This is a genomic window from Phycicoccus sp. Soil802 (assembly GCF_001429605.1).
Taxonomy (GTDB): domain Bacteria; phylum Actinomycetota; class Actinomycetes; order Actinomycetales; family Dermatophilaceae; genus Pedococcus.
The window spans coordinates 60,504-81,283 of the sequence record NZ_LMSS01000005.1; the positions used below are offsets into that span (position 1 = coordinate 60,504).

The following is a 20,780-nucleotide window of genomic DNA, read 5'->3' on the forward strand; positions in this document are numbered from 1 at the left end:
CGCCGCACCAACCGCTCGGCGCAGGGCTACTCCCGGACGCCCCGCAGCGCTCTATTGCTGGCCCCGTCGTCGTTGGGGTCGAACACGAGACACACCACCGTACGGTCTCCGACCTGCCAGCCTTCGCGGTCGGCGGTGAAGTAGTCCATGTCGAGCGCCGACTCGTCGAAGCTAAGTCCGATGTATGGCTCGAATGCCTCCCTACACTTCTGCAACGCCATGGTGTCCATCGCCTCGTCACCCGGCCACTTCTTGGGACCAGACAGCGCAGCGCGACCCATCACCTCAGCCTGATGTTCCGCACGGCAGTCGACCACGGTGACGTTGATGAAGCCCTGGTCCTCAGGCACACGGATGCACATGGTGGATCTCAGGTCATGCCACCAGACCTTCTTGGGCTTCAGGAGTATCGCCGTCGGCTGGTTGGAGCCTGACGCAGACCTGTCCGTAACAGCGACAGATGCAGTCTGCTGACCGACGGTGGAGCTCGTGCCCAGGTCACCAACTGGCAGGTCGGGAGCCGCTGTCTCAGGGCCGCCTCCTGCCACCAAGACGTAGCCCAGGACGCCGGCGGCGATCCCCGCCGCACTGGTCGCGAGTTGTTTGAGGCCGCGTGGCCGCACTCGCACGCCCGGCGTCTGCTGGCCTTCCGGCTCAGGCGAAAGGGATGGATCGCGGGGCATCGTCTGGCTCCTTCCGGCTCAGACCATTCCCTAGCCGCAACTTTAGTGAAACGCGGGTATCCGCACGTACTGCAATCGACTGAGGCGCTACGGCTGCCTCCCCCTCCTTGCGTCGCGGCGCACCACTGGCGTCGCCCTCCCGACGGGGATCATGCTCGTGGCTAACCCAGGTCTGCTCGGGCCCGTGACTCCACGGTGATCGTGACCGAGCCGCCGACCGACTCCAGCAACCCGCCGACCAGCGGCACCCTCGCCTCACCCGAGATCCGCACCACGGCGGTCTCCCCGTCCGGGCTTCCCGTGCCGCCAACCACCTCCCAGCCGAGCAAGCTCTCGGGTCGCGGTCGCTGCGCGAGGTAGTCGACCGCGGTGTGGCGGACGGTGCTGTCGCTGAGTAAGACAGCACCCCCGAGGCCCTGGTGGTAGGCGCCGACGTCGAGCGAGTCGGCGGCATCGAGGGCCGCCCCGTCGGCGACGTCGAGCAGGCGCATCCGCGACAGCTGGACGGAGGTCACCGCCACCGTCCCCACGATGAGCAGGATCGCGACGACGCTGAAGCCCAGGACCAGCAGCGTCACCTGGCCGGACTCGGATCGCCCATGACGGCCCCGGCGGACCGACCGGGGCCACCACGGCCGATCGGCGGCACCCGGCCTCACCGCTCGCCCCGGAAGCGGTCGACCACGGCCAGGTGGCTGGCCGTGATCGGCACGTCGAGCGGCACCACTCGTCGCGCGAACGACGGCACCAGCGGCAGCGGGACCACGATCGTCGTGGTCACCTCCACCCGTCCTTCCGGTCGCAGGCAGGGGTCCCCGTCGCAGACCATCGCCAGCTGCGCGTCAGCGGGGCCGAATCCCTGGTCCTCGAAGGCCACCCGGGCTGCAGCGTGGGCCCGCTCCTCTGCCGAGTCCTGGGCGCGAGCCGTGACGTACGCGCGCCCGGCCTCGCGCGCCGCGGTCGACGCGGCATACGAGCCGGCTTGAACTCGCGAGACCGTCATCACGAGGTAGAACAACGGCACCATCAACAGCACGGTGAGGAACACGAACTCCACCACGGCACTGCCGCTGTCGGGCGGGCCGCAGCGTGCGGCCAGCCGACGACGCATCGCAGTGCTCACTGCGCCTCTATGAAGGCATGCCCGACGAGGTCGAAGCCGTCGTCGACACCGAGGGGTCCGAGGACCGGCAGCGGCGCCCGGACCCGGACCGCCACCACCTGCACGCCACCGTCGACGGTCACGCCCGCGGACACGTCCCTCGCGAACCGTGCCGACAGCGACGTCGAGATGAGCGCCCGGGTCCGGGCAGCCCCCTCCTCCGGGCTGGACCCGTCACGCGCCCCGAGGCGCGCACCCTCCGAGGCGCAGGAGATCAACGTGTTCCGCACGTGGAGGGTGAGCCCCACCTGGAGGACCGCGACGAACAGGACCGACACCAGCGCCGAGACGAGGACGAAGTCCGCCACCGCCGACCCGGCCTCACCGTGCGGCCGGAGAGCAGGTACAGGTACCACGACGGTCAGCGACGCGCGCTGTCGAGGGCGTCCGTGAAGAGCGCCTTGAGCTGGTCCTCGGCCACAGCCCACAGCACCGCCACGAGCCCGGCGGTCATCAGGGTGATCAGCACCCATCCGGGGACGTCGCCGCGTTCACCTCGGGCATAGACCCGACGGGTGGCTCGGGCCAGGGCGAGCTGCGACCGCAGCAGGGTTCGGTGGAGACGGGTCATGGCGTTCCTCTCGTGGGCTGCAAAGGCGTCACCGGGGGTCAGATCTGGAACCGCAGGAAGGCGAATCCGGGGAAGACGGCGAAGAGCACGGTGATCGGGAGCACGAGGAAGACGACCGGCACCATCATCGCGATCTCCTTCTTGCCGCCGGCCTCCAGCACCGCTCGTCGGCCGTCCTCCCGCACGTCCTGGGCCTGCGCGCGGAGGACCTCGGCGAGCGGGGTGCCGCGCTCGACCGCGATGACCATGCCGTCCACGAACCGCGCGAGGCTCACCAGCCCGGTCCGGTCGCCGAGGCCCTGCAGAGCGGTGGGTAGCGGCGCCCCCGCGCGCGCGTCGGCGAGGCACCGCCTGAGCTCGGCGGACAGGTCGCCCTGGGACAGCCGACACACGCGCTCCAGGGCTCCCACCGCGCCCTCGCCAGCGCCGACGGCGAGGGCCAGCAGCTCGGCGATCGTGGGGAACTCGCTGAGCATCCGTTGCTCACGGACGGTGGCCTCGTGGCTGAGCCACTGGTCGCGCGCCACCACGCCCGCCCCCGTCCCGCTGACGACGATGAGGAGGGGACGCACCACCGAACCGCCCTGTCCCAGCCAGACCATGCTGCCGAGGGCGAGTCCGACGCCCATGCCCGCCGCACCCCACACCACCTGCTCCGCACGGAACCGGTCGACGTCCGGAGCCTTCCCGGCGCGGAGCAACCGCCTCGCGACCGAGGCCGACCCGCCGAGCACGGACTCGACGCGCCTGGCCAGGTCGGTCACCACCGGCCGGGCGAGGACGTGGAGGACGCCGCCGCCGCCCACCTGCCGCGCGGCGAGCAGCCGGGACGGCTGCGGAGCATCGCGCAGGTAGGGGAACAGTCGGTCGTCGAGCGTGGCGCGGCGGCGGGTCGGGAGCCGCGCCCAGACCAGGACCAACCCGATCCCGAGGGTCAGCCCCAGGAGCGCACCGGCCAGCGACGGGCTCACCGCAGCACCCGCTCGTCCTCGGGCAGCCGCCCGACGAAGATCATGATCCGGTATGCCGCGACGGAGGCGACCGCGCCCGCCACCAGGACCAACGTGCCGGTCGAGCTCGCGTACGCCTGGATGGACTCCGGTCGAGTGCACAACATGCCGAGCACGACCCAGGGCGCGGCGACCGCGAGCCTGGCCGCATTCACCGTCCAGCCTTGCCGCGCTTCCAGCTCGGAGCGGGTGCGGCTGTCCTCGCGCAGGAAGGTCGACAGCGTGCGGAGGAGCGTGCCCAGGTCGCTCCCGCCAACCTCCCTCGCGATCCGCAGGGACTCGACCAGCCGATCACCGACGGGGTCGCTCAGGCTCGCCTTCAGTCGGTCGAGGCAGTCGTGGAAGCGCCCAGTGGATCGATAGTCCTCGGCAAAGACCTGGAAGGCCGGCCGGAGCTCCTCGGGTCCCCGGATCGCCAGCTGGCTCAACGCCTCCGGGAGCGCGAGGCCAGCCCTCACCCCCGAGGTGATGTTGTCGACGGCGTCCGGCCACAGCTCCCGCAGGTTGGCCCGGCGCCGGCGCGCACGCGTCCGCACGAGGGCAACCGGCGCGTACCCGGCCATGGCGGCGAAGCAGAGGGCGACCGGCGCAACGCGCGTCGCGGCATACAGGAGGAGTCCGACGAGACCGAACGCCAGCAGGCACGCGGCCAGCAGCCCCCGCGGCCCGAGCGTCTCGTAGCCGGCCTGGGCGAGCTGGTCGCGCGTGCGGCCCACCAGCGAGACCCGACGGGCGGCTCGGGGCGTGGCACCGGGCACCCAGCAGGCCCACCACACGCAGAACAGCCCGCACCCCAGCAGCAGGCCCACGACGATCCCGCTCATCTCATCACTCCGGGGCCAGAAGAGCCGCGACGTCGTAGCCGGCCCGCCGAAAACGCTCGGCGTGCGGAGGGAAGCCGTCGGCGCGGCTGAGGACGCCCTCGCGCTGGGTGAAGATGTCGGCGGTCTCGACCACGTCTCCCTCGACCCGACCCGGGATCGCCACGACCTCCCGGACCCGCCGGACCCCGTCGTGCTCGAGGGCTGCGTGGACGACGAGGTCGATCGACCCCGCGACCGTCGGGACGACGAACCGGCTGCCGACGTTCTCGCCTGCGAGCAGGGGCAGCGTGCACATCTTCGTGATGGCTTCGCGAGCACTGTTCGCATGGATGGTGCACATGCCCGGCAGCCCACTGTTGAGCGCGATGAGCAGGTCGAGGCTCTCTCCCTGACGGACCTCGCCGACGATGATCCGGGATGGGCGCATCCGCAGCGCCTCCTTGACCAGCCGCCGCAGCGGGATCTCACCCGTCCCCTCGAGGCTGGGCTGTCGACACTGCATGGAGGCGACGTCACGCAAGGGGATCTTCAGCTCGAAGACCTCCTCACAGGTCACCACGCGTTCCCGGGGCGGGATCGCGGCGCTCAGGCAGTTGAGCAGGGTGGTCTTACCTGCCTGGGTGCCACCGGCGACGAGGATGTTCAATCCCGACGCGACTGCTGCGCCGAGGAACCGCGCCGCGTGGGCGGTCAGGGTCCCGAGGCCCACGAGGTCGTCCAGATGGGCTGCGCGGACCACGAACTTCCGGACGTTGACCGACCAGTGCCTCCTCGTGATGTCGGGGATGACGACGTGCAGCCGCGAACCGTCCGGCAGGACGGCGTCGACGAAGGGGCTCGACAGGTCGACCCGGCGCCCGCTGGTCTTGAGCATGCGCTCGACGAGGTCGCGCACGCCGTCTGCCGTGAGCATGGTCGTGGTGAGCTCGGCGACGCCCCCACGGGCCACGAACACCTTCGACGGCTCGTTGATCCAGATCTCCTCGACGGTGGGGTCGTCGAAGTACTGCTGCAGCGGACCGAACCCGGCGACAGCGTCCTTCACCGACTTGACCGCGTCGTCGATGCTGGGCAGCGCCGGGAGGCTGCCGTGCAGTGACCGCTCGTCGTAGTCGGCGACCGCGTCACGGACCAGGCGATCGAGCTCACCGACATCACGCGCCGGGTCCACCCCGGAGCGGCGGATGAGCTCCCGCACCTCGGACTCGACCGTCACGAGCGCGTCCATGACCTCACCCCCCTTCGATCGCCAGTCATCACGATCACGTTCGTTTGCCTTTGTTTGCGGAATGATAGGTGCGGTGAGCATGCGATGCGGTCCTTTGTCCACAGCTGTGGACGACGTGGCGGTGCGCCGGTCGCCCGTCCCTACCGTCGCCGGATGCGTCTCCAGCTCACCGTCCTGCTGTCGGCGTCCGACGGCGAACCTCCCGCCGCGCCGGTGGAGGTCGAGGTGGAGGCCGCTCCCGGGGCCACGGCCGGTCAGCTGGCCAGGGCGCTCGCTGCTGCCTTCGTCGACCCCGCGACCGTCGACCGCACCCCTCCCCCTGGTCCGACCCTCTCGGTGGGCGGAGCCATCGTCGGGGCGGGGGCGGCGCTGGGGCGGTCACCCCTGGTCGACGGCGCAGCCGTCACCCTCCTCCTCGGCCCGGCTCCGCTGCCACCACCACGTCCGACGAACCCTCGGGCGCCCGTCGCGGTGGCGATCACCCACGGCCCGGATGCGGGGCGCACGATCGAGCTGGTCCTCGGCGCACACACACTCGGACGCGGCTCGGAGGCCGCGATCGTGATCGACGACCCGCGGATCTCGCGAGTCCATGCCGTGCTCACCGTCGCCGCCGACTCCATCACGGTCGCCGACCTGGGGTCGACGAACGGCACCGAGCTGGACGGCGTGCCCGTCTCGGCGCATCCTCACCCGACCCGGATCGGAGCCACCGTCCGGGTCGGCGACAGCTTGGTGGTGCTCCGCGCGGGAGGCGGCGAACCGGCTGCCGTGGTGGCGCGGGACGACGGCACGTTGACCGTCAGCCGCAGACCACGACTCATGGGGGCACCAGGTCGACGGTCGATCTCGCTGCCGGCTCCGCCCGCGGCGCCCCACGCCACTCGCGTGCCGTGGCTACCCATGCTGCTGCCGCTTCCGATCGCGGGGGTCATGGCGCTGGTCTTCGGCCCGATGATGCTCGCCTTCGCCCTCATGAGCCCAGTTCTCATGGCAGGCAACGTCATCGGCGATCGGTTGACCACCAAACGCCGGTATGCCACGGAGCACGCGGCCTACAGGCATCGCCGCCGAGAGGCCGAGGACCAGGTGCAAACCGCCTGCCGCGATGAGGCCGACCTGTTGGCCCGTACGTTCCCCGATCCGGCGCAGGTCTTGGTGGCCGCCACGACGCCGACGGTGCAGGTCTGGGAACGACGGAGCACCGATCCGGACGCACTCACCGCGAGCGTCGGGTGGTGCAACAAACCGGCCTCCGTGCAGGTGGTCAGCGAGATCGGCGCGGACATGCCGGAAGCCCCTCTGCTGCAACGGGTTCCCTGCGCCCTCCCCCTGGCCGAGCTGGGGGTCACGGGCATCTGTGGTGAGCGCACCGCCGTGATGGGTGCGCTGCGAGCCCTGGTGGGCCAGCTCGTCACGCTGCACTCCCCTCGCGACCTCGAGCTGGTCCTCGTCACGGGACCGGGTCCCGCCGACCCTGCCTGGTCCTGGGTCGGCCGGCTGCCCCACGTCCGCACCGCCGACGGGCACCCGCGCCCCGACTGGCTGCTGGCGTTCGAGCAACCCCACACCACACGGGCCGACGCCGCACGGGCCGGCGTCGCCGCGCTCGCGGCCGTGGTCCGACACCGGATCGCCCACCGCGACGTCGTGGCCGAGGCCCGGTCGGGGGCGCGGACCCTCGTCGTGCTCGACGGGTCCGGCCTGGATGGGCTGCCCGACCTCGCCACCGTGCTCGAGCACGGCCCATCCGTGGGGATCGTCGTCGTGGCCGTCGCCGACCAGCGGCCCCGACTGCCCTCTGAGTGTCGGGCGGTCCTCGACCTCGACCTCCCCACATCAGTGCTGCACGTTCCCGGCGCCGCCCCCACCCACCTCGTGGTGGACCGGGTCGGGCCGTGGTGGGCGGACCGGCTGAGCCGTGGCCTCGCGCCACTGCGCGACGCCACCCCCGCACGCGCGGCCGGCGCGCCTCCGGTCGGGCTCGGGCTCCGCGAGCTGCTCGGTCTGGAGGACCCCGAGTCGATGGGCGCGACCATCGGCCGCACCTGGTCGGAGAGCCCGGGGAGCACCTCGGTGCCGATCGGTCACACCGGAGAAGGCGCCTTTCGTGTCGACCTCGCGTCCGACGGCCCGCACGTGCTGGTGGCCGGCACCACCGGTGCCGGCAAGTCCGAGCTCCTGCGCACCCTCGTGGCCTCGCTGGCGGTGCACCGCCGCCCGGAGCACCTGTCGCTCGTGCTCGTCGACTACAAGGGCGGGGCCGCCTTCCGCGACTGCTCCGCGCTCCCCCACGTCGCCGCCGTGGTCACCGACCTCGACGAGCACCTCGCCGCCCGAGCCCTCACGTCGCTCCGGGCCGAGCTCAAGCGGCGGGAGCGAGTGCTGGCCGCCGCCGAGGTCGCGGACTTCCGGTCGTACCAGTCAGCTTCGGCCTCCGCCTCGAGTCCCCTGCCCCGGCTGGTCGTCGTCATCGACGAGTTCCGGGCTCTCGCGGAGGAGCTGCCCCAGTTCATCGACGGCATGGTGGCCTTGGCGGCACTCGGACGATCCTTGGGGATCCACCTGGTCCTTGCCACGCAACGACCAGCCGGCGTGGTCACGGCGGACATCAAGGCGAACATGAACCTGCGGATCGGGCTGCGGCTGCGCGACCGCTCCGACTCGGTCGACGTCATCGACGCCCCGGATGCCGCGGCACTGGATCCGGGTGCGCCCGGACGCGCGCTCGCCCGGGTGGCGGACGGAGCGGTCGTTGCCTTCCAGACGGCGTTCGCCGGGGCCAAGTCCGGTGGCACGCGGGAGGCCCCCGACGGCATACGGGTGAGGCGACTGCCGTGGGGTGCGGCGCCGCCGCCGTGGCCGGGGCCCGCACCCGGCCACGGCGATGCCGGCGGCTCCACGGACCTGGCAGCCGTGGTCGCTGGCGTGTCGGCCGCCGTCGCCAGGACCGGGGCGCGTCGGGCCGCGAGTCCATGGCTCGCGCCACTCCCCCAACGGGTTGACGCTCAGTCCCTGCCGCGGTCGGGGGACGCCATGCGACTCCCGATCGGCCTCGTCGACGAGCCTGCCCTGCAACGGCAGCGGCCGCTCGAGGTAGCCCTGGACGAGCCAGGTCACTGGGGTTTCGTCGGCGGTCCGGGGAGCGGGCGCAGCACGGCCCTGCTCACGGTGGCGGGATCGGCGACCGTCTCGCACGGCCCGGGAGACCTCCATGTGTATGCCGTGAGCGGTGGTTCGCTCACGGCGGTCCAGTCCTTGCCCCACTGCGGTGCGCACGTGGGAATCGACGACCTCCCCCGTCTCACCCGGCTGGTCGCCCGGATGTCGGAGGAGCTGGCCACCCGGCGCGAGCGGCTTGCCACCGCTGGCCACCCGTCGATGGCCCACTGGCGCCGGGTCGACCCGACGACCGCTCCCGTCCCGGTGGTGCTGTTGGTCGACGACTGGGACCTGCTCGTGCAGCGAGCCGACGACCAGCACGGCGGCCAGGTGGTCACGAAGCTGCTGGGCCTGTTGCGGGAGGGCGCCGGCCTCGGCCTCACCTGCGTGCTGGCCGGTGACCGGGCGCTCCTGGTCGGTCGGGCCGCCTCCGCCCTGGCCCACCGGGTCCTGCTCCGGCTGAACGACCCCACCGACCTGCTCCTGGCCGGTCTGCCGCCGCGAGCGGTCCCTGCCGAGCAGCCGGCCGGCCGCGGACTGCTGCTGGACGGCACGGAGGTCCAGGTCGCAGTATCCGCGGCGTCCGCACAGCAGCCGGCGACGCTCGGGAGGTCGATCGGCGGCGCCGCCGACAGCGGACACAACCGGCCGTGGCGGGTCGACGCCTTGCCGGAACGCGTGTCCCTGCAGTCGTTGCGGCAGTCGCAGCCACTCGGGACCGACGCGGACGACCTCGTCCTGGTGGGAATGGGTGGCGACGAGCTCGCTCCCCGAGGGCTGGGTCCGGGTCGCGACGGGCGGCGGTGGGCCGTCATCGGCGGGAACGGTTCAGGAGTCAGCTCCACCCTCGCGACGGTCGTGTCAGGCCTGGTGACCACGGGCCGCCAGGTCTGCGTGGTCGCGGTCCCGTCCGCTCCCTGGGAGGTGCTGCGCCAGGACTCGCGAATCCTCTGGTGCGAGGATCCGGGTCGCATCGACGAGCTCGTGGAGCTGCGGCGGCACGTGCCCGATCTCGCCGTGGTGGTCGACGACGCCGACCAGCTGCTCGACACACCGCTCGACGCGGCCGTGCGGGGCGTGGCTGCCTCGGTCGACCGCGACCGAGGGCTGGTCGTGGTGGGGGCCAAGGACGACGCCGTGTCCGTGCAGTACCGAGGGGTGGCGGTCAGCGTGGCACGACACCGCACGGGCATTCTGCTCGGCCCTTCCGGCGCGACGGCTGCCGACCTCCTCGGCGTGCGGGTCCCGGTGGACCGGCAGGCGCCGCCGGGGCGTGGCTACCTGGTGCGGTCAGGGGCCGCGCTGCCGATCCAGGTCGCCTCGCGTACGGTCAGGAGGTGACCCTTCCCCCTGACCTGGCCGCCCTCGGTGACGAGAAGTTCGTCTCCCTCACCACGTTCCGCACGTCCGGCGAGGCCGTGGACACCACCGTGTGGATCGGTCGGGACGGCGACACGCTGATCGTCACGACCCCGAGCGGCAGCGGGAAGGTCAAGCGGCTGCGGAACGACGAGCGCATCTCCCTGCGCCCCTCGAGCCGCCGGGGCAAGGCCGACACCTCGGTGCCACCGGTCGCCGGCGTGGCCGAGGTCGTCGAGGGCCGGGAGGCGATGTACCGGCTCGACTCGGTCATGGGAGCCAAGTACCCCCTCGAGTACCGCCTCGTCATGGGAATCGAGCGACTCATCCGCCGTGGCGCACCCGAGCGGGTCATGCTGCGCATCACGGCAGCCGACGAAGCTGCCTGACCCGAGCGGCCTGAGCGAGGCTCAGTCTCTGCCGGTGTCCTCCGCCGTGTCGTCGTCCCTCGTGTCCGCCCGGATCGCCGCGAGGATGCCGACCAGGGCGATGACGATGACCAGGGCACCGACCAGCCCACGGTCGCTCTGGATGAGGCTCCAGCCGACGGGTAGCAGCAGCGCGTTCCAGACGGCCGTCGGGGTGCTGGGCCAGTTGTCGCCACGCACCCAGCCGCGAGCGAGTGCGCCGATGCCCACCGCGAAGACGAGGATCAGCAGGGCCGACATCACGACCCGGGTCGCGTCGTCCGAGGAGTCCTGGGTCAGCTCCCACAGGTAGAACCCGACGAACCCGAGCAGCGCCAGCGCCTGCAGGGCGCAGATGCCAGCCGCGACGGCACGGAACAGGTCGCGCGGACGGGACGGGGCAGGGGCCGGACTGGTCACGGCACTCAGGCTAGGCCCGGGCGCGGAAGGCGCGCACGCGGCATACCGAGGTCTGCGGGTCGGTCCTGCGCGCGGGGACGCGTGGTCCGAACTGCATGGAGGTGACGCGGTTCGTCCGACATGTGACCAACACCTCACTGTTACCCCGATGAAATGTCGTGCCGAGGGTGTCCATTCGAGCGTGGATGCGTCAGGCTGGAACAGAAAGCCGCGGCAACCCGTTGGCAGAAGTGCGTCCACCCCCTCAAACTGGGTGCGCACGCGTTTCACCCTGTGCGCAACTGGGTCGGCTAGTGTTTGCCGTTGGCCCCTGACCAGCTCAGGCGCACGACCCCCTGCACACCCCCGCAATGACGCGTCCGTGCTGTGAGGTCCGCACCCCAGGGCCCACACCGCGCGGATGCGACCCCCTGCACTACAAGGAGCACCCTTCATGGATTGGCGCGATCGCGCTGCCTGCCTCGACGAGGACCCCGAGCTGTTCTTCCCGATTGGGAACACCGGCCCGGCCATCCTCCAGATCGAGGAGGCCAAGGCCGTCTGCCGGCGATGCACCGTCGTCGACGTCTGCCTGAAGTGGGCCATCGAGTCCGGCCAGGACGCCGGCGTCTGGGGCGGCATGTCCGAGGACGAGCGCCGCGCCCTCAAGCGTCGCAACGCCCGCGCCCGCCGCGCCGGCTGACCGAGCCCACGGGTTCACCAGGCTCAGGCCGCCGACCCCCGTCGGCGAACCCCGCACCACCACAACTCAAGACGACCGGGATCCCGCCTCAGGCGGAGTCCCTCCCCAGTGGTCGAAGCCGCGCGATGAAACGCACCCGCGTACCGCGCGGCTTTGCTGCGTCCCAGGCGATCCGGCCGCGCAGGTCCTGCACGAGCGACTGCACGATCTGGGTGCCGAGCCCCGACCCGCCCGGCTTGAAGTCGGCGGGCAGGCCCGCGCCGTCGTCGGTGATCGTCACCGTGAGCAGCTCGTCGCCGCGGTCGTCGGCCGACCGCTCCGCCTCGATGTCCACGGTGCCGCCACCGGTCTCGGCGAGGCCGTGCTCGACGGCGTTCTGCACCAGCTCGGAGAGCACCATCGCGAGCGCCGTCGCGTCCTCGGCGCGCAGCGTGCCGAACGACCCCCGCACCTGGGAGGTGATCGGGTGCTCGACCTTGGCGACCTCGGTGATCGCCTGCAGCCCGCGCACCGCGATGTCGTCGAAGTCCACCAGCTCGTCGAAACCCTGGCTCAGCGTCTCGTGCACCAGCGCGATCACCCCGACGCGACGGACCGCCTCGTCCAGCGCCGCCCGGCCGGCCTCCCCCTCGGGGAGCCGCCGGGCCTGCAGCCGCAGCAACGCCGCGACGGTCTGGAGGTTGTTCTTCACCCGGTGGTGGATCTCGCGGATCGTCGCGTCCTTGGTGAGCAGCTCGAGCTCGCGCCGACGCAGCTCGGACACGTCGCGCAGGAGCAGCAGCGCCCCGACCCGGATGCCGCCCTCGGTGATCGGGATGGCGCGCATCGAGACGCTCGCCCCACGTGAGGTGACCTCGGTGCGCCACGGGGCCCGGCCGGTCACCACCAGGGCCAGGGACTCGTCGACCGGCGACTCGTCACGCAGGAGGTCGGCGACCACCTTGGCCAGCAGCTCCCCGATGACGTCGCCGACGTGGCCGAGCCGGTGGACGGCGGAGAGCGCGTTGGGGCTGGCGTAGGACACGATGCCGTTGACGTCGAGGCGCATGACGCCATCACCGACCCGCGGCGCACCACGCCGCTGACCAGTCGGGGCGGAGCTGTTGGGGAACTCGCCCGCCGCGATCATCCGCGCCAGCGCGTCGGCGAGGGCCTGATAGGTCAGCTCGAGCCGGCTCGGCGTCCGCATCGCCGCAAGATTGGTATGCCGCGTGATCACCGCGAGCGCGCGCCCCTCCCGCACGACGGGGATGGCCTCCTCGCGGACTGGCATGTCGTCGCGGAAGATCGGGTCCTTCTCGCGCACGATCCGCTGGTCGAGGTAGGCCTGGTCGAGCAGCGACTGCCGGCCACGGTGGGTCCGGCGACCGACGACGTCCTCGAAGAACACCATCTGGCCGGTGGTGGGCCGCACGTGCGCGACCGCCAGCCAGCCCTCGAGGCCACCCGGCACCCACAGCACGAGGTCGCCGAAGGAGAGGTCCGAGATCAGCTGCCAGTCACCGACGAGCAGCTGCAGCCACTCGACCTCTGCGGGGGCGAGGTCGGTGGCGGACTGGAGCACCTCGTTGAGGGTGGGCACGCGGGAAGCCTAATAGCGGGCACGGAGCGGGCTGTTCGACGGGTGGGCGGCACCTGTCTGCGGCGCCGATCGTGCACGACACTGGGTCGGTGACCGACTTGCTGCGTCTCGCCGCCGACCTGCCGTCGGAAACCGTCGACGCCGGTGACGTGCTCATCGCAGAGGGCTCACCCGCCGGACGGATGCTGGTGCTGGTGTCCGGCTCGGTCGTCATCGAGCACGACGGGGTGCCCTTCGCACGCATCGACTCCCCCGGCGCGGTGTTCGGGGAGATGTCCGCCGTGCTGGGTCGCACCGCGACGGCGACGGTCCGCGCGGTCGAGGACGTCGTGGTGCACGTCGTCGAGGACCCGCTCGACTTCCTGTCCGAGCGACCGGGAGCAGCGCTCGCCGTCCTGCGGACCACTGCCTCGCGCCTGGATGGGATGACGCACTACCTCGTCGACGTGAAGAGGCAGTTCGCCGACCAAGCCGGTCACCTGGGGCTGGTCGACCAGATCCTCGACGTGCTCGTCCACCACCAGGGCCCGGCGGCCCGCACCGGCTCCGCGCGCGACCCCGAGGGCGACCACCACGGCGACGACGCCGGTGGCCACCGCGATGACCACGAGCACCCGTCAGGCGAGGCTGAGCAGCTCTGAGTCGAAGACGCCGAACCAGGTCGCGGTGGCGGCATCGGTGTCGAGGGTGATGTGCGCCGGCACCTTGCCGATCTGCTTGCCCGCGTTGAAGACCCACGTGTCACCGAGCCGGGCGTGCCACGAGCCGCCCTTGGCCCACGGCGCCTGGTGGATGTGCCCGCAGAGCACCACGTCAGGGCCGTGCAGCGCGATCCAGGCGGCCAGCTCCTCGTCGGGGAAGGTCCGGCGGCCGTCGAAGCAGAGCGGCGTCCCCGCGGGCGGGGCGTGGTAGAGCCACACCCAGCGGGCCGGGCGGTCGACCGCAGCGGCGGCGAGCTGGGCAGCCACCTCGTCACGGGTCACCGGGCCGTCCCACCAGGGGCAGACGGTGAAGCGGGTGTCGCCGAGGTCGACACTGGTGCCGTCGACGTGCACCGACTCGGGCTGGGGCAGCCGCAGCCACGCGGCCACCTGCTCACCGTGCGCCCCCGGCCCGTCCAGGTCGTGGTTGCCGGAGGCGACGAGGACCGTGCCCCGGGCCGCGAGGAGCGCGAGGTAGCGGGTCAGCACCACGGTCTGGACCGCGTGCGGCACCGGGCTGACGACATCGGCCAGGTCACCGACCACGGCGACCACGTCCACGTCGGAAGCCGCCTCCACGAGCCAGTCGTAGTGCGGCAGCCGGTAGTGCAGGTCCGACACCACGAGGATCCGCATGGCCTGATCCTTGCGGGTCGACCCCCCTCGGCGCGCCCCCGGTGTCACCCGCTGGACCGTGCTGTCCGATATGCCCAGCTGGTGACCCGATCAGTCGACGTGAACGCTGTCGCCCACGGTGATCGTGCCCGGCTGGAGCACCGACGCGTAGATCCCCGCGTTGAGGTCGTGGTGGTCGCTGATCGCCTTGAGCATGCCCGGGCGCTCGGCCAGGTCCACCTGCGCGACCCCCACCATCCGGCACCGCTCGATCGCCTCGGTCACGCGCAGCCGCACCGTGCCGATGGTGACCTCGCGCCCGATCCACGACTCCTCGGCATACGGCTCGGTCGTGGTGACGACGAGGTTCGCGCGCAGGTGCCGTGGGTCGAGAGGGCGTCCGTCGCCCTCGTGCCGACCGAGCTCGGCGAGCGTCGCGCTGCCCACGAGCGAGAAGGTCGCAGCGTCCTGGTGCGGCACCTCACCCTCCTGCCGCACGGTGACCGGCTGTCCGAAGTGGCGCGACACGGTGGCGTCCGCGCCGTCCCGCCCCAGCGTGACCTCCGAGCCGTCCGGCAGGGTGACCACGGTGTCGGCGGCCCGCTGCGCCGCGACCAGCTCGAAGACCGGGTCCATCCTGCGGAAGCGCCGTGAGTGCTTGCCGCTGGCGAGCTTGCCGTCCGCCGCGTAGACCGCCCACGCGCGGTCGCCGACCAGCCCGGTCGGGCCGACCTCGACCGAGGTGAGGGTCTCCCCGCCCATCGACTTGACCGGGTAGCGGGTCACGAGCAGGACCTGCGGTTGCGTCGTCTGGTCGGCCACGCGCTCACTGTATCCGCGCGGTTTCGCCCCACTCCGGACCGGTTTCGTCCTACCCTCGGCGACCATGACCGTGCCACCGTCCCAGCCACCCGTGCCACCCGTGCCACCCGGGCCACCCGGGCCACCCGGCCAGTCGATGCCGCCGGCCCCGCCGTCGCAGCCCGCCGTGGGCACGATCCGGCTGACCATCCAGGGGTCCATCTGGACGGCCAACGCCATCACCCCGCGGGTGCGGATCAACGGCTACCCGGTGCCGTCGCGCTACGGCGTGCAGGACCTGCCGGTCTACGCCGGGCCGAATCACCTCGACATCGACACGCAGTGGATGCGCACCTACGGCCAGGCCTGGATCGACACGAGCGTGGCGCCCGGGCAGGTGGTCGAGGTCTGGTACGCCTCGCCGGTGCACCAGTTCGCGCGCGGCAACATCGGCTTCACGAAGCAGCCCCGCCCGGGCACGGGCTGCCTGTGGGTGGGCCTGGCCGCCGTCGCCGTCTTCTGCGTCCTCGCCCTGCTGGCCGACGTGCTCGCCGGCTGACGCGACACTCGCCGACTGACGCGACACCTGACCGCCAGGAGACTCGACCGCTAGGACGTCGCCGCCCCCGAGCGGATCACCGAGCGCAGCGTGCGCAGGGCGACCGACAGCGCCGCGATGTTCGGCTTGTCGAGCCGCTCGATGCCGCTGAGCGCCGTCTTGGCCCGGGCCAGGCTCTCGGCGTTGGCCTTGGCCCACTCGTCGTACCGCGCCAGCGGCGTGGCACCCGAGGTCGACGCGTCGATGACGGAGCGCACGAGGCTCTCCAGCACGGCGTACAGGTCGTCGCGGAGGGCACCACGCGCCAAGGCGTCCCACCGGTCGTCACGCGGCAGGTTGGTGACCCGGGTGAGCATGCCGTCGATCCCGAACCGCTCCGAGAGCACGAAGTAGAGCGGTGCCACGTCGGCGGGCGACTCGCCCGTGTCGGTGGCGATGTCGACGATGTCGAGCAGCGAGAACTGGTCGAGCAGGCTCGCCGAGCGCAGGGCGAGGTCCTCGGGCACACCGAGCTTCTCGAGCCCGGAGGCGTTGTGCTGCAGCCGCTTCAGCTCGGCGCCCTTGAGCAGGTCGGTGATCTGGGGAGCGAACTCACGGACCACCGCACCGAAGCGCGTCACCTCGTTGGCGACGTCGAGCCGCGACGGGCGTGAGGTGAGGAACCAGCGCATCGAGCGGTCGATCAGCCGTCGGAACTCGAGGTAGAGCTGGCTCTGCACGTCGGTGGACACCACGTTGTCGAGCGCCTCGACCTCGTGCACGAAGCTCGGCAGGTCGAAGATCTCGCGGCAGACCACGAAGGCGCGCGCGATCTGCTCCGGGGTCGCGCCGGTCTCCTCCATCGCCCGGAACGCGAACGTGATGCCGCCCCGGTTGACCATCGAGTTGACCACCGAGTTGGTGATGATCTCGCGACGCAGCGGGTGCTGGGCCAGCTCGCCGGCGAACTGCTCGCGCAGGGCCGCCGGGAAGTAGTTGGTCAGGGTTGCCTGGAACCACGGGTCGTCGGGCAGCTCGGACGGCAGCAGGTCCTCCTTGAGGGCCAGCTTGGCGTAGGCCACCAGCACCGAGAACTCCGGCGACTTCAGGCCGAGGCCGTCGGCGAAGCGCCGGTCGATCTCGGTGTCGGTCGGCAGGAACTCCAGCGCCCGGTCGAGGTCGCCGCGCTCCTCCAGCCAGTGGATCAGCCGCTGGTGGACGGGAAGCATCGGGTGCTCCTGGGCCCGGGCGTTGCCCAGCAGGACGTTCTGCTCGTAGTTGTCGCGCAGCACCTGCGCGGCGACGTCGTCGGTCATCGACGCGAGCAGGGTGTTGCGCTGCTTGAGCGTCATGTCACCGCCCTTGACCAGGGAGGTGAGCAGGATCTTGATGTTCACCTCGTGGTCGGAGGTGTCGACGCCCGCGGAGTTGTCGATGGCGTCGGTGTTGACCCGCACGCCGTGCAGGGCCGCCTCGATGCGGCCGAGCTGGCTGAGCCCGAGGTTGCCGCCCTCACCGACCACCTTGCAGCGCAGCTGGGCACCGTCGACGCGGATCGCGTCGTTGGCGCGGTCGCCGATGTCGGTGCTGCTCTCGCCGGCCGACTTCACGTAGGTGCCGATGCCGCCGTTCCAGAGCAGGTCGACCGGCGCCTGCAGGATCGCCTTCATCAGCTCTGCTGGAGTCATCGACGTGGCGCTCTTGGGCAGCCCCAGCGCCGCGGTCATCTCGGGGGTGATGGCGATCGACTTGAGCGAGCGGTCGAAGACCCCACCACCGGTCGAGATGAGCGAGGTGTCGTAGTCGGCCCACGAGGAGCGCGGCAGGTCGAACAACCGCTGGCGCTCCGGGAAGCTCGTCGCCGCAACGGGATCCGGGTCGACGAAGATGTGGCGGTGGTCGAACGCGGCGACCAGTCGGATGTGCTCGGACAGCAGCATGCCGTTGCCGAAGACGTCGCCGGACATGTCGCCGATGCCGACTGCGGTGAAGTCCTGGGTCTGCGTGTCGTGACCCATCTCGCGGAAGTGCCGCTTGACCGACTCCCACGCGCCGCGGGCCGTGATACCCATCGCCTTGTGGTCGTAGCCGGCCGAGCCGCCCGAGGCGAACCCGTCGTCGAGCCAGAAGCCGTAGGACTGTGCGACCCCGTTGGCGATGTCGGAGAAGGTCGCCGTGCCCTTGTCGGCCGCCACCACGAGGTAGGAGTCGTCGGGGTCGTGCCGCACCACCGAGGGAGGCGGCACGATCTTCGAGCCGTCGCGGTTGTCGGTGAGGTCGAGCAGCCCGGAGATGAAGACCTTGTAGGAGCCGATGCCCTCGGCGAGCCACGCGTCCCGGTCGACCGTGGGGTCGGGCAGCTGCTTGGCGTAGAACCCGCCCTTGGAGCCGGTCGGCACGATGACGGCGTTCTTGACCATCTGCGCCTTGACCAGGCCGAGCACCTCGGTGCGGAAGTCCTCGCGGCGGTCGGACCAGCGCAGCCCTCCACGAGCCACCGGCCCGAAGCGCAGGTGCACGCCTTCGACGCGCGGCGAGTAGACGAAGATCTCGAACTGCGGCCGCGGGGCCGGCAGGTCGGGCACCTTCTTCGGGTTGAGCTTGATCGAGACGTAGGTCTTGGCAGCCCCTGCGGAGTCCGCCTGGTAGAAGTTCGTCCGCAGCGTCGCCGTGATCACCCCGAGGAACGCCCGGATGATCCGGTCGTGGTCGAGGCTCTTCACCTCGTCGAGGTCCTTGGTGATCTGGTCGCACAACGCGCCCTGCTCGGCCTCGCGCTCGGGACCGGCCGCACCGGCATACCGGCTCGGGTCGAACCGGGCCTCGAAGAGGGCCACCAGCTTCGCGGCCAGCCGCAGGTTGGAGACCAGCGCCGACTCGACGTAGTCCTGGGAGAACGTCGAACCGGTCTGGCGCAGGTACTTCGCGACGGTGCGCAGGATGACGACCTGTCGCCAGGTCAGCCCGGCACCGAGGACGAGGGCGTTGAAGCCGTCGGACTCGGCCTCGCCCCGCCACACGGCGCCCACCGCGTCCTGGAACAGCTCACGGAGCCGGTCCCGGCCGCCATCACCGGTCCACACCTTGTCGTCACGCACCCGCAGGCCGAAGTCGTAGACCCAGAGGCCGACGCCGTCGCCCCGCGAGATCTCGTAGGGCCGTTCGTCGACGACCTCGACGCCCATGTGGGTGAACATCGGCAGCACCTGGGTCAGCGACAGCGGGCTGCGGCGGTAGAGCTTGAACCGGCGCTCGTTCGCGGGGGCGCCGGGCTCCTGGTACATGTTCAGGCCGGTGGCGTCGTCGCTCTCGAGCGCGTCCATGTGGCGGATGTCGGCCACGCCGATCCGGGAGGTGAAGTCCTCCTTGTAGGCCTCGGGGAAGGCCCGCCCGTAGAGGCCGACCAGCCGCGCGGCCGCCTCCTCACCGTGCTCCGCGCGGGCTGCCTCGCCGAGGTCCTCGTCCCAGGTGCGCGTCGCGTCGACGAGCTGACGCTCGAGCACCGCCTCGTCGATCGAGGGGATCGACTCACCTGGGGGGACGCGCACGACGAAGTGCAGGCGCGCCAGCACGGACTCGGAGACCCGTGTCGTGAAGTCGACCGTGGCACCCGGAAATGCTTGCCGCAGAATGGATTCCATCTTGAGCCGGACGCCGGTGTTGTAGCGGTCGCGGGGGATGTAGACGAGGCAGGACACGAACCGGCCGAACCGGTCACGCCGCAGGAACAGCTTGGTCTTGCGCCGCTCCTGCAGGTGGAGCACTGCCGTCGCGTTGTCGTAGAGCGACTCCTCCTCGGCCTGGAAGAGCTCATCCCGCGGATAGTTCTCGAGCACCTCGAGCAGGTCCTTGCCCGAGTGCGAGTCGGGCAGGAAGCCGGTGCGCTGGAAGATCGCAGCGACCTTGTCGCGCAGCACCGGCACCCGGGTCACGGACTCGGTGTAGGCGCTCGAGGTGAACAGCCCGAGGAAGCGCTTCTCCCCCGTCACCTCGCCCGCGTCGTCGAACTGCTTGACGCTGACGTAGTCGAGGTAGGTGTTGCGGTGCACCGTCGCCCGCGAGTTGGCCTTCGTGATGATGAGCAGCTCGCGCGCCCGCGCCACGGCCTTGGCCTGCTCGCTCAGCAGCACGCCGTCACCGGTGCGGTCGTAGCGCAGGAGACCCAGCCCGGTGCCCTGGACGGCCTCGAGGGTGTCGGCGTCCGGCCCGCGGTGGAGGGCGTACTCGCGGTAGCCGAGGAAGGTGAAGTGGTTGTCCGCCAGCCACTCCAGGAGACCGCGGGCCTGCTCCACCTCCTCCTCCGGGATGCCGGTCGGCGGCGCGTCGGCGAGGTCGCGCGCCAGCTGCGAGCAGGTGGCCTTCATCTTGGGCCAGTCCTCGACGGCCTCGCGCACGTTGCCGAGGATGCGGCGCAGCCCGTCGGCGATGGCGGCGCGCTCGGAGGCGCTGCTGTCGCGGTCGATCTCCAGGTGCATCCAGGACTCGCGCACCAGGCCGAACCCGTCGTCCTGGCCGGGCTGCCCGGCCGCAGCGGCGCCGTCGAGGACGACCTCCTCCAGCTGGCCCGCGGCGTTGCGGCGCACCCGCATCGTCGGGTGCACGACGAGGTAGACGGCGCGCTCCATCCGCTGCAGCTCGGCACTCACCGAGTCGACGAGGAAGGGCATGTCGTCGGTGACGATCTGAACGACGGTGTGCCCGCTGGCCCACCCCTGCTCCTCGACCGCAGGGTTGAAGACCTCGACCTTCGCGGTGCCGACCGGTCGGTTCGTCGCGAGCTCGCGCTGGGCCATCGCCGCGCCGAGCAGGTCCTCGGGGGCACGGGCGAGGAGGTCCTCGGTGGCCACGTGGCGGTAGTAGGTGCGCAGGAACTCCTCGACCGCCTCACCACCGGCGTGGTCCGCGCGCTCAGCGGCGGTGTGCAGGAGTTGCTGACGGGACTGCTCCAGCGACGCAGACATGGCTGTCGACTTCATCCTCACTAGGTTCGTCGGGCAGTGCGGGTGGTCGTGCACTGCCGTCGCACCACGCTGTG

The 20,780-nt window shown here is 71.4% G+C and carries 18 protein-coding genes; 5 read left to right on the forward strand and 13 right to left on the reverse strand.

Annotated elements, in window-relative coordinates:
- Positions 1 to 26: 26 nt before the first annotated feature.
- The 8 genes from ASG91_RS20220 to ASG91_RS11465 all read right to left on the reverse strand — a co-directional run bounded on the left by ASG91_RS20220 (position 27) and on the right by ASG91_RS11465 (position 5,478).
- Positions 27 to 683 (reverse strand): septum formation family protein, encoded by a 657-nt coding sequence (locus ASG91_RS20220; protein ID WP_082594109.1) that lies wholly within the window; start codon positions 681 to 683, stop codon positions 27 to 29.
- 161 nt (positions 684 to 844) lie between these two features.
- Positions 845 to 1,261 (reverse strand): pilus assembly protein TadG-related protein, encoded by a 417-nt coding sequence (locus ASG91_RS11435; protein WP_056922785.1) that lies wholly within the window; start codon positions 1,259 to 1,261, stop codon positions 845 to 847.
- Between the two features lie 77 nt (positions 1,262 to 1,338).
- Entirely contained in the window at positions 1,339 to 1,806 is a 468-nt protein-coding gene (locus ASG91_RS11440; protein ID WP_235545573.1) for a TadE/TadG family type IV pilus assembly protein, read from the reverse strand.
- Complete coding sequence (locus tag ASG91_RS11445) at positions 1,803 to 2,153, reverse strand: TadE family protein (RefSeq protein WP_056922787.1); 351 nt, start codon at positions 2,151 to 2,153, stop codon at positions 1,803 to 1,805. Before ASG91_RS11445 ends, ASG91_RS11440 begins: the two co-directional genes overlap by 4 nt.
- Positions 2,154 to 2,206: 53 nt before the next feature.
- A complete protein-coding gene (locus ASG91_RS21220) occupies positions 2,207 to 2,416 on the reverse strand; it encodes a hypothetical protein (protein WP_056922788.1) in 210 nt (69 codons plus the stop codon).
- A gap of 38 nt (positions 2,417 to 2,454) precedes the next feature.
- Positions 2,455 to 3,387 carry a type II secretion system F family protein gene (locus tag ASG91_RS11455; RefSeq protein ID WP_056922789.1) on the reverse strand — a complete coding sequence of 311 codons (933 nt, stop codon included), beginning with the start codon at positions 3,385 to 3,387 and terminating at the stop codon, positions 2,455 to 2,457.
- Positions 3,384 to 4,250, reverse strand: coding sequence for a type II secretion system F family protein (locus ASG91_RS11460; protein WP_056922790.1), 867 nt, complete (start codon positions 4,248 to 4,250; stop codon positions 3,384 to 3,386). The genes ASG91_RS11455 and ASG91_RS11460 overlap by 4 nt, the downstream gene beginning before the upstream one ends.
- A 4-nt stretch (positions 4,251 to 4,254) precedes the next feature.
- On the reverse strand, positions 4,255 to 5,478 hold the full coding sequence (locus tag ASG91_RS11465; protein WP_056922791.1) for a CpaF family protein: 1,224 nt from the start codon (positions 5,476 to 5,478) through the stop codon (positions 4,255 to 4,257).
- Positions 5,479 to 5,631: 153 nt separating this feature from the next.
- On the opposite strand from ASG91_RS11465, the gene ASG91_RS11470 reads away from it, so the two are divergent.
- Positions 5,632 to 9,981 (forward strand): FtsK/SpoIIIE domain-containing protein, encoded by a 4,350-nt coding sequence (locus ASG91_RS11470; protein ID WP_056922792.1) that lies wholly within the window; start codon positions 5,632 to 5,634, stop codon positions 9,979 to 9,981.
- The gene (locus ASG91_RS11475; RefSeq protein ID WP_200961290.1) at positions 9,978 to 10,388 is read left to right on the forward strand and encodes a PPOX class F420-dependent oxidoreductase; all 411 of its coding nucleotides are present in this window, start codon (positions 9,978 to 9,980) and stop codon (positions 10,386 to 10,388) included. Before ASG91_RS11470 ends, ASG91_RS11475 begins: the two co-directional genes overlap by 4 nt.
- 21 nt (positions 10,389 to 10,409) lie before the next feature.
- On the opposite strand, the gene ASG91_RS11480 is transcribed toward ASG91_RS11475, so the two are convergent.
- Complete coding sequence (locus ASG91_RS11480) at positions 10,410 to 10,826, reverse strand: hypothetical protein (RefSeq protein WP_235543482.1); 417 nt, start codon at positions 10,824 to 10,826, stop codon at positions 10,410 to 10,412.
- A 433-nt stretch (positions 10,827 to 11,259) separates the two neighbouring features.
- On the opposite strand from ASG91_RS11480, the gene ASG91_RS11485 reads away from it, so the two are divergent.
- Positions 11,260 to 11,508 carry a WhiB family transcriptional regulator gene (locus ASG91_RS11485; RefSeq protein ID WP_056922793.1) on the forward strand — a complete coding sequence of 83 codons (249 nt, stop codon included), beginning with the start codon at positions 11,260 to 11,262 and terminating at the stop codon, positions 11,506 to 11,508.
- A gap of 88 nt (positions 11,509 to 11,596) precedes the next feature.
- Here ASG91_RS11485 and ASG91_RS11490 read toward each other — a convergent pair whose 3' ends face one another.
- Positions 11,597 to 13,090 carry a sensor histidine kinase gene (locus ASG91_RS11490; protein WP_056922794.1) on the reverse strand — a complete coding sequence of 498 codons (1,494 nt, stop codon included), beginning with the start codon at positions 13,088 to 13,090 and terminating at the stop codon, positions 11,597 to 11,599.
- Positions 13,091 to 13,179: 89 nt separating this feature from the next.
- Here ASG91_RS11490 and ASG91_RS11495 point away from each other — a divergent pair, with 89 nt between their 5' ends.
- The gene (locus ASG91_RS11495) at positions 13,180 to 13,731 is read left to right on the forward strand and encodes a cyclic nucleotide-binding domain-containing protein (RefSeq protein WP_056922795.1); all 552 of its coding nucleotides are present in this window, start codon (positions 13,180 to 13,182) and stop codon (positions 13,729 to 13,731) included.
- Here ASG91_RS11495 and ASG91_RS11500 read toward each other — a convergent pair.
- Both ASG91_RS11500 and ASG91_RS11505 read right to left on the reverse strand, forming a co-directional pair.
- Entirely contained in the window at positions 13,708 to 14,427 is a 720-nt protein-coding gene (locus ASG91_RS11500; RefSeq protein ID WP_056922796.1) for a metallophosphoesterase, read from the reverse strand. The two genes, ASG91_RS11495 and ASG91_RS11500, sit on opposite strands and share 24 nt — an antisense overlap.
- Positions 14,428 to 14,517: 90 nt before the next feature.
- Positions 14,518 to 15,228 (reverse strand): MOSC domain-containing protein, encoded by a 711-nt coding sequence (locus ASG91_RS11505; RefSeq protein WP_162257534.1) that lies wholly within the window; start codon positions 15,226 to 15,228, stop codon positions 14,518 to 14,520.
- A gap of 64 nt (positions 15,229 to 15,292) precedes the next feature.
- On the opposite strand from ASG91_RS11505, the gene ASG91_RS11510 reads away from it, so the two are divergent.
- Positions 15,293 to 15,766 (forward strand): hypothetical protein, encoded by a 474-nt coding sequence (locus ASG91_RS11510; RefSeq protein WP_162257535.1) that lies wholly within the window; start codon positions 15,293 to 15,295, stop codon positions 15,764 to 15,766.
- 50 nt (positions 15,767 to 15,816) lie between these two features.
- Here the strand turns inward: ASG91_RS11510 and ASG91_RS11515 are convergent, their stop codons facing one another.
- Positions 15,817 to 20,706, reverse strand: a complete 4,890-nt coding sequence (locus ASG91_RS11515; protein WP_056923210.1) for an NAD-glutamate dehydrogenase — start codon at positions 20,704 to 20,706, stop codon at positions 15,817 to 15,819.
- Positions 20,707 to 20,780: the final 74 nt, after the last annotated feature.

Excerpts from the sequence above, each read along its gene's own strand:
- ASG91_RS20220 (WP_082594109.1), bottom strand. The coding sequence starts at position 683 with ATGCCCCGCGATCCATCCCTTTCGCCTGAGCCGGAAGGCCAGCAGACG.
- ASG91_RS11485 (WP_056922793.1), top strand. The coding sequence starts at position 11,260 with ATGGATTGGCGCGATCGCGCTGCCTGCCTCGACGAGGACCCCGAGCTG.
- ASG91_RS11515 (WP_056923210.1), bottom strand. The coding sequence starts at position 20,706 with ATGTCTGCGTCGCTGGAGCAGTCCCGTCAGCAACTCCTGCACACCGCC.
- ASG91_RS21220 (WP_056922788.1), bottom strand. The coding sequence starts at position 2,416 with ATGACCCGTCTCCACCGAACCCTGCTGCGGTCGCAGCTCGCCCTGGCC.
- ASG91_RS11460 (WP_056922790.1), bottom strand. The coding sequence starts at position 4,250 with ATGAGCGGGATCGTCGTGGGCCTGCTGCTGGGGTGCGGGCTGTTCTGC.
- ASG91_RS11510 (WP_162257535.1), top strand. The coding sequence starts at position 15,293 with ATGACCGTGCCACCGTCCCAGCCACCCGTGCCACCCGTGCCACCCGGG.
- ASG91_RS11470 (WP_056922792.1), top strand. The coding sequence starts at position 5,632 with ATGCGTCTCCAGCTCACCGTCCTGCTGTCGGCGTCCGACGGCGAACCT.
- ASG91_RS11500 (WP_056922796.1), bottom strand. The coding sequence starts at position 14,427 with ATGCGGATCCTCGTGGTGTCGGACCTGCACTACCGGCTGCCGCACTAC.
- ASG91_RS11465 (WP_056922791.1), bottom strand. The coding sequence starts at position 5,478 with ATGGACGCGCTCGTGACGGTCGAGTCCGAGGTGCGGGAGCTCATCCGC.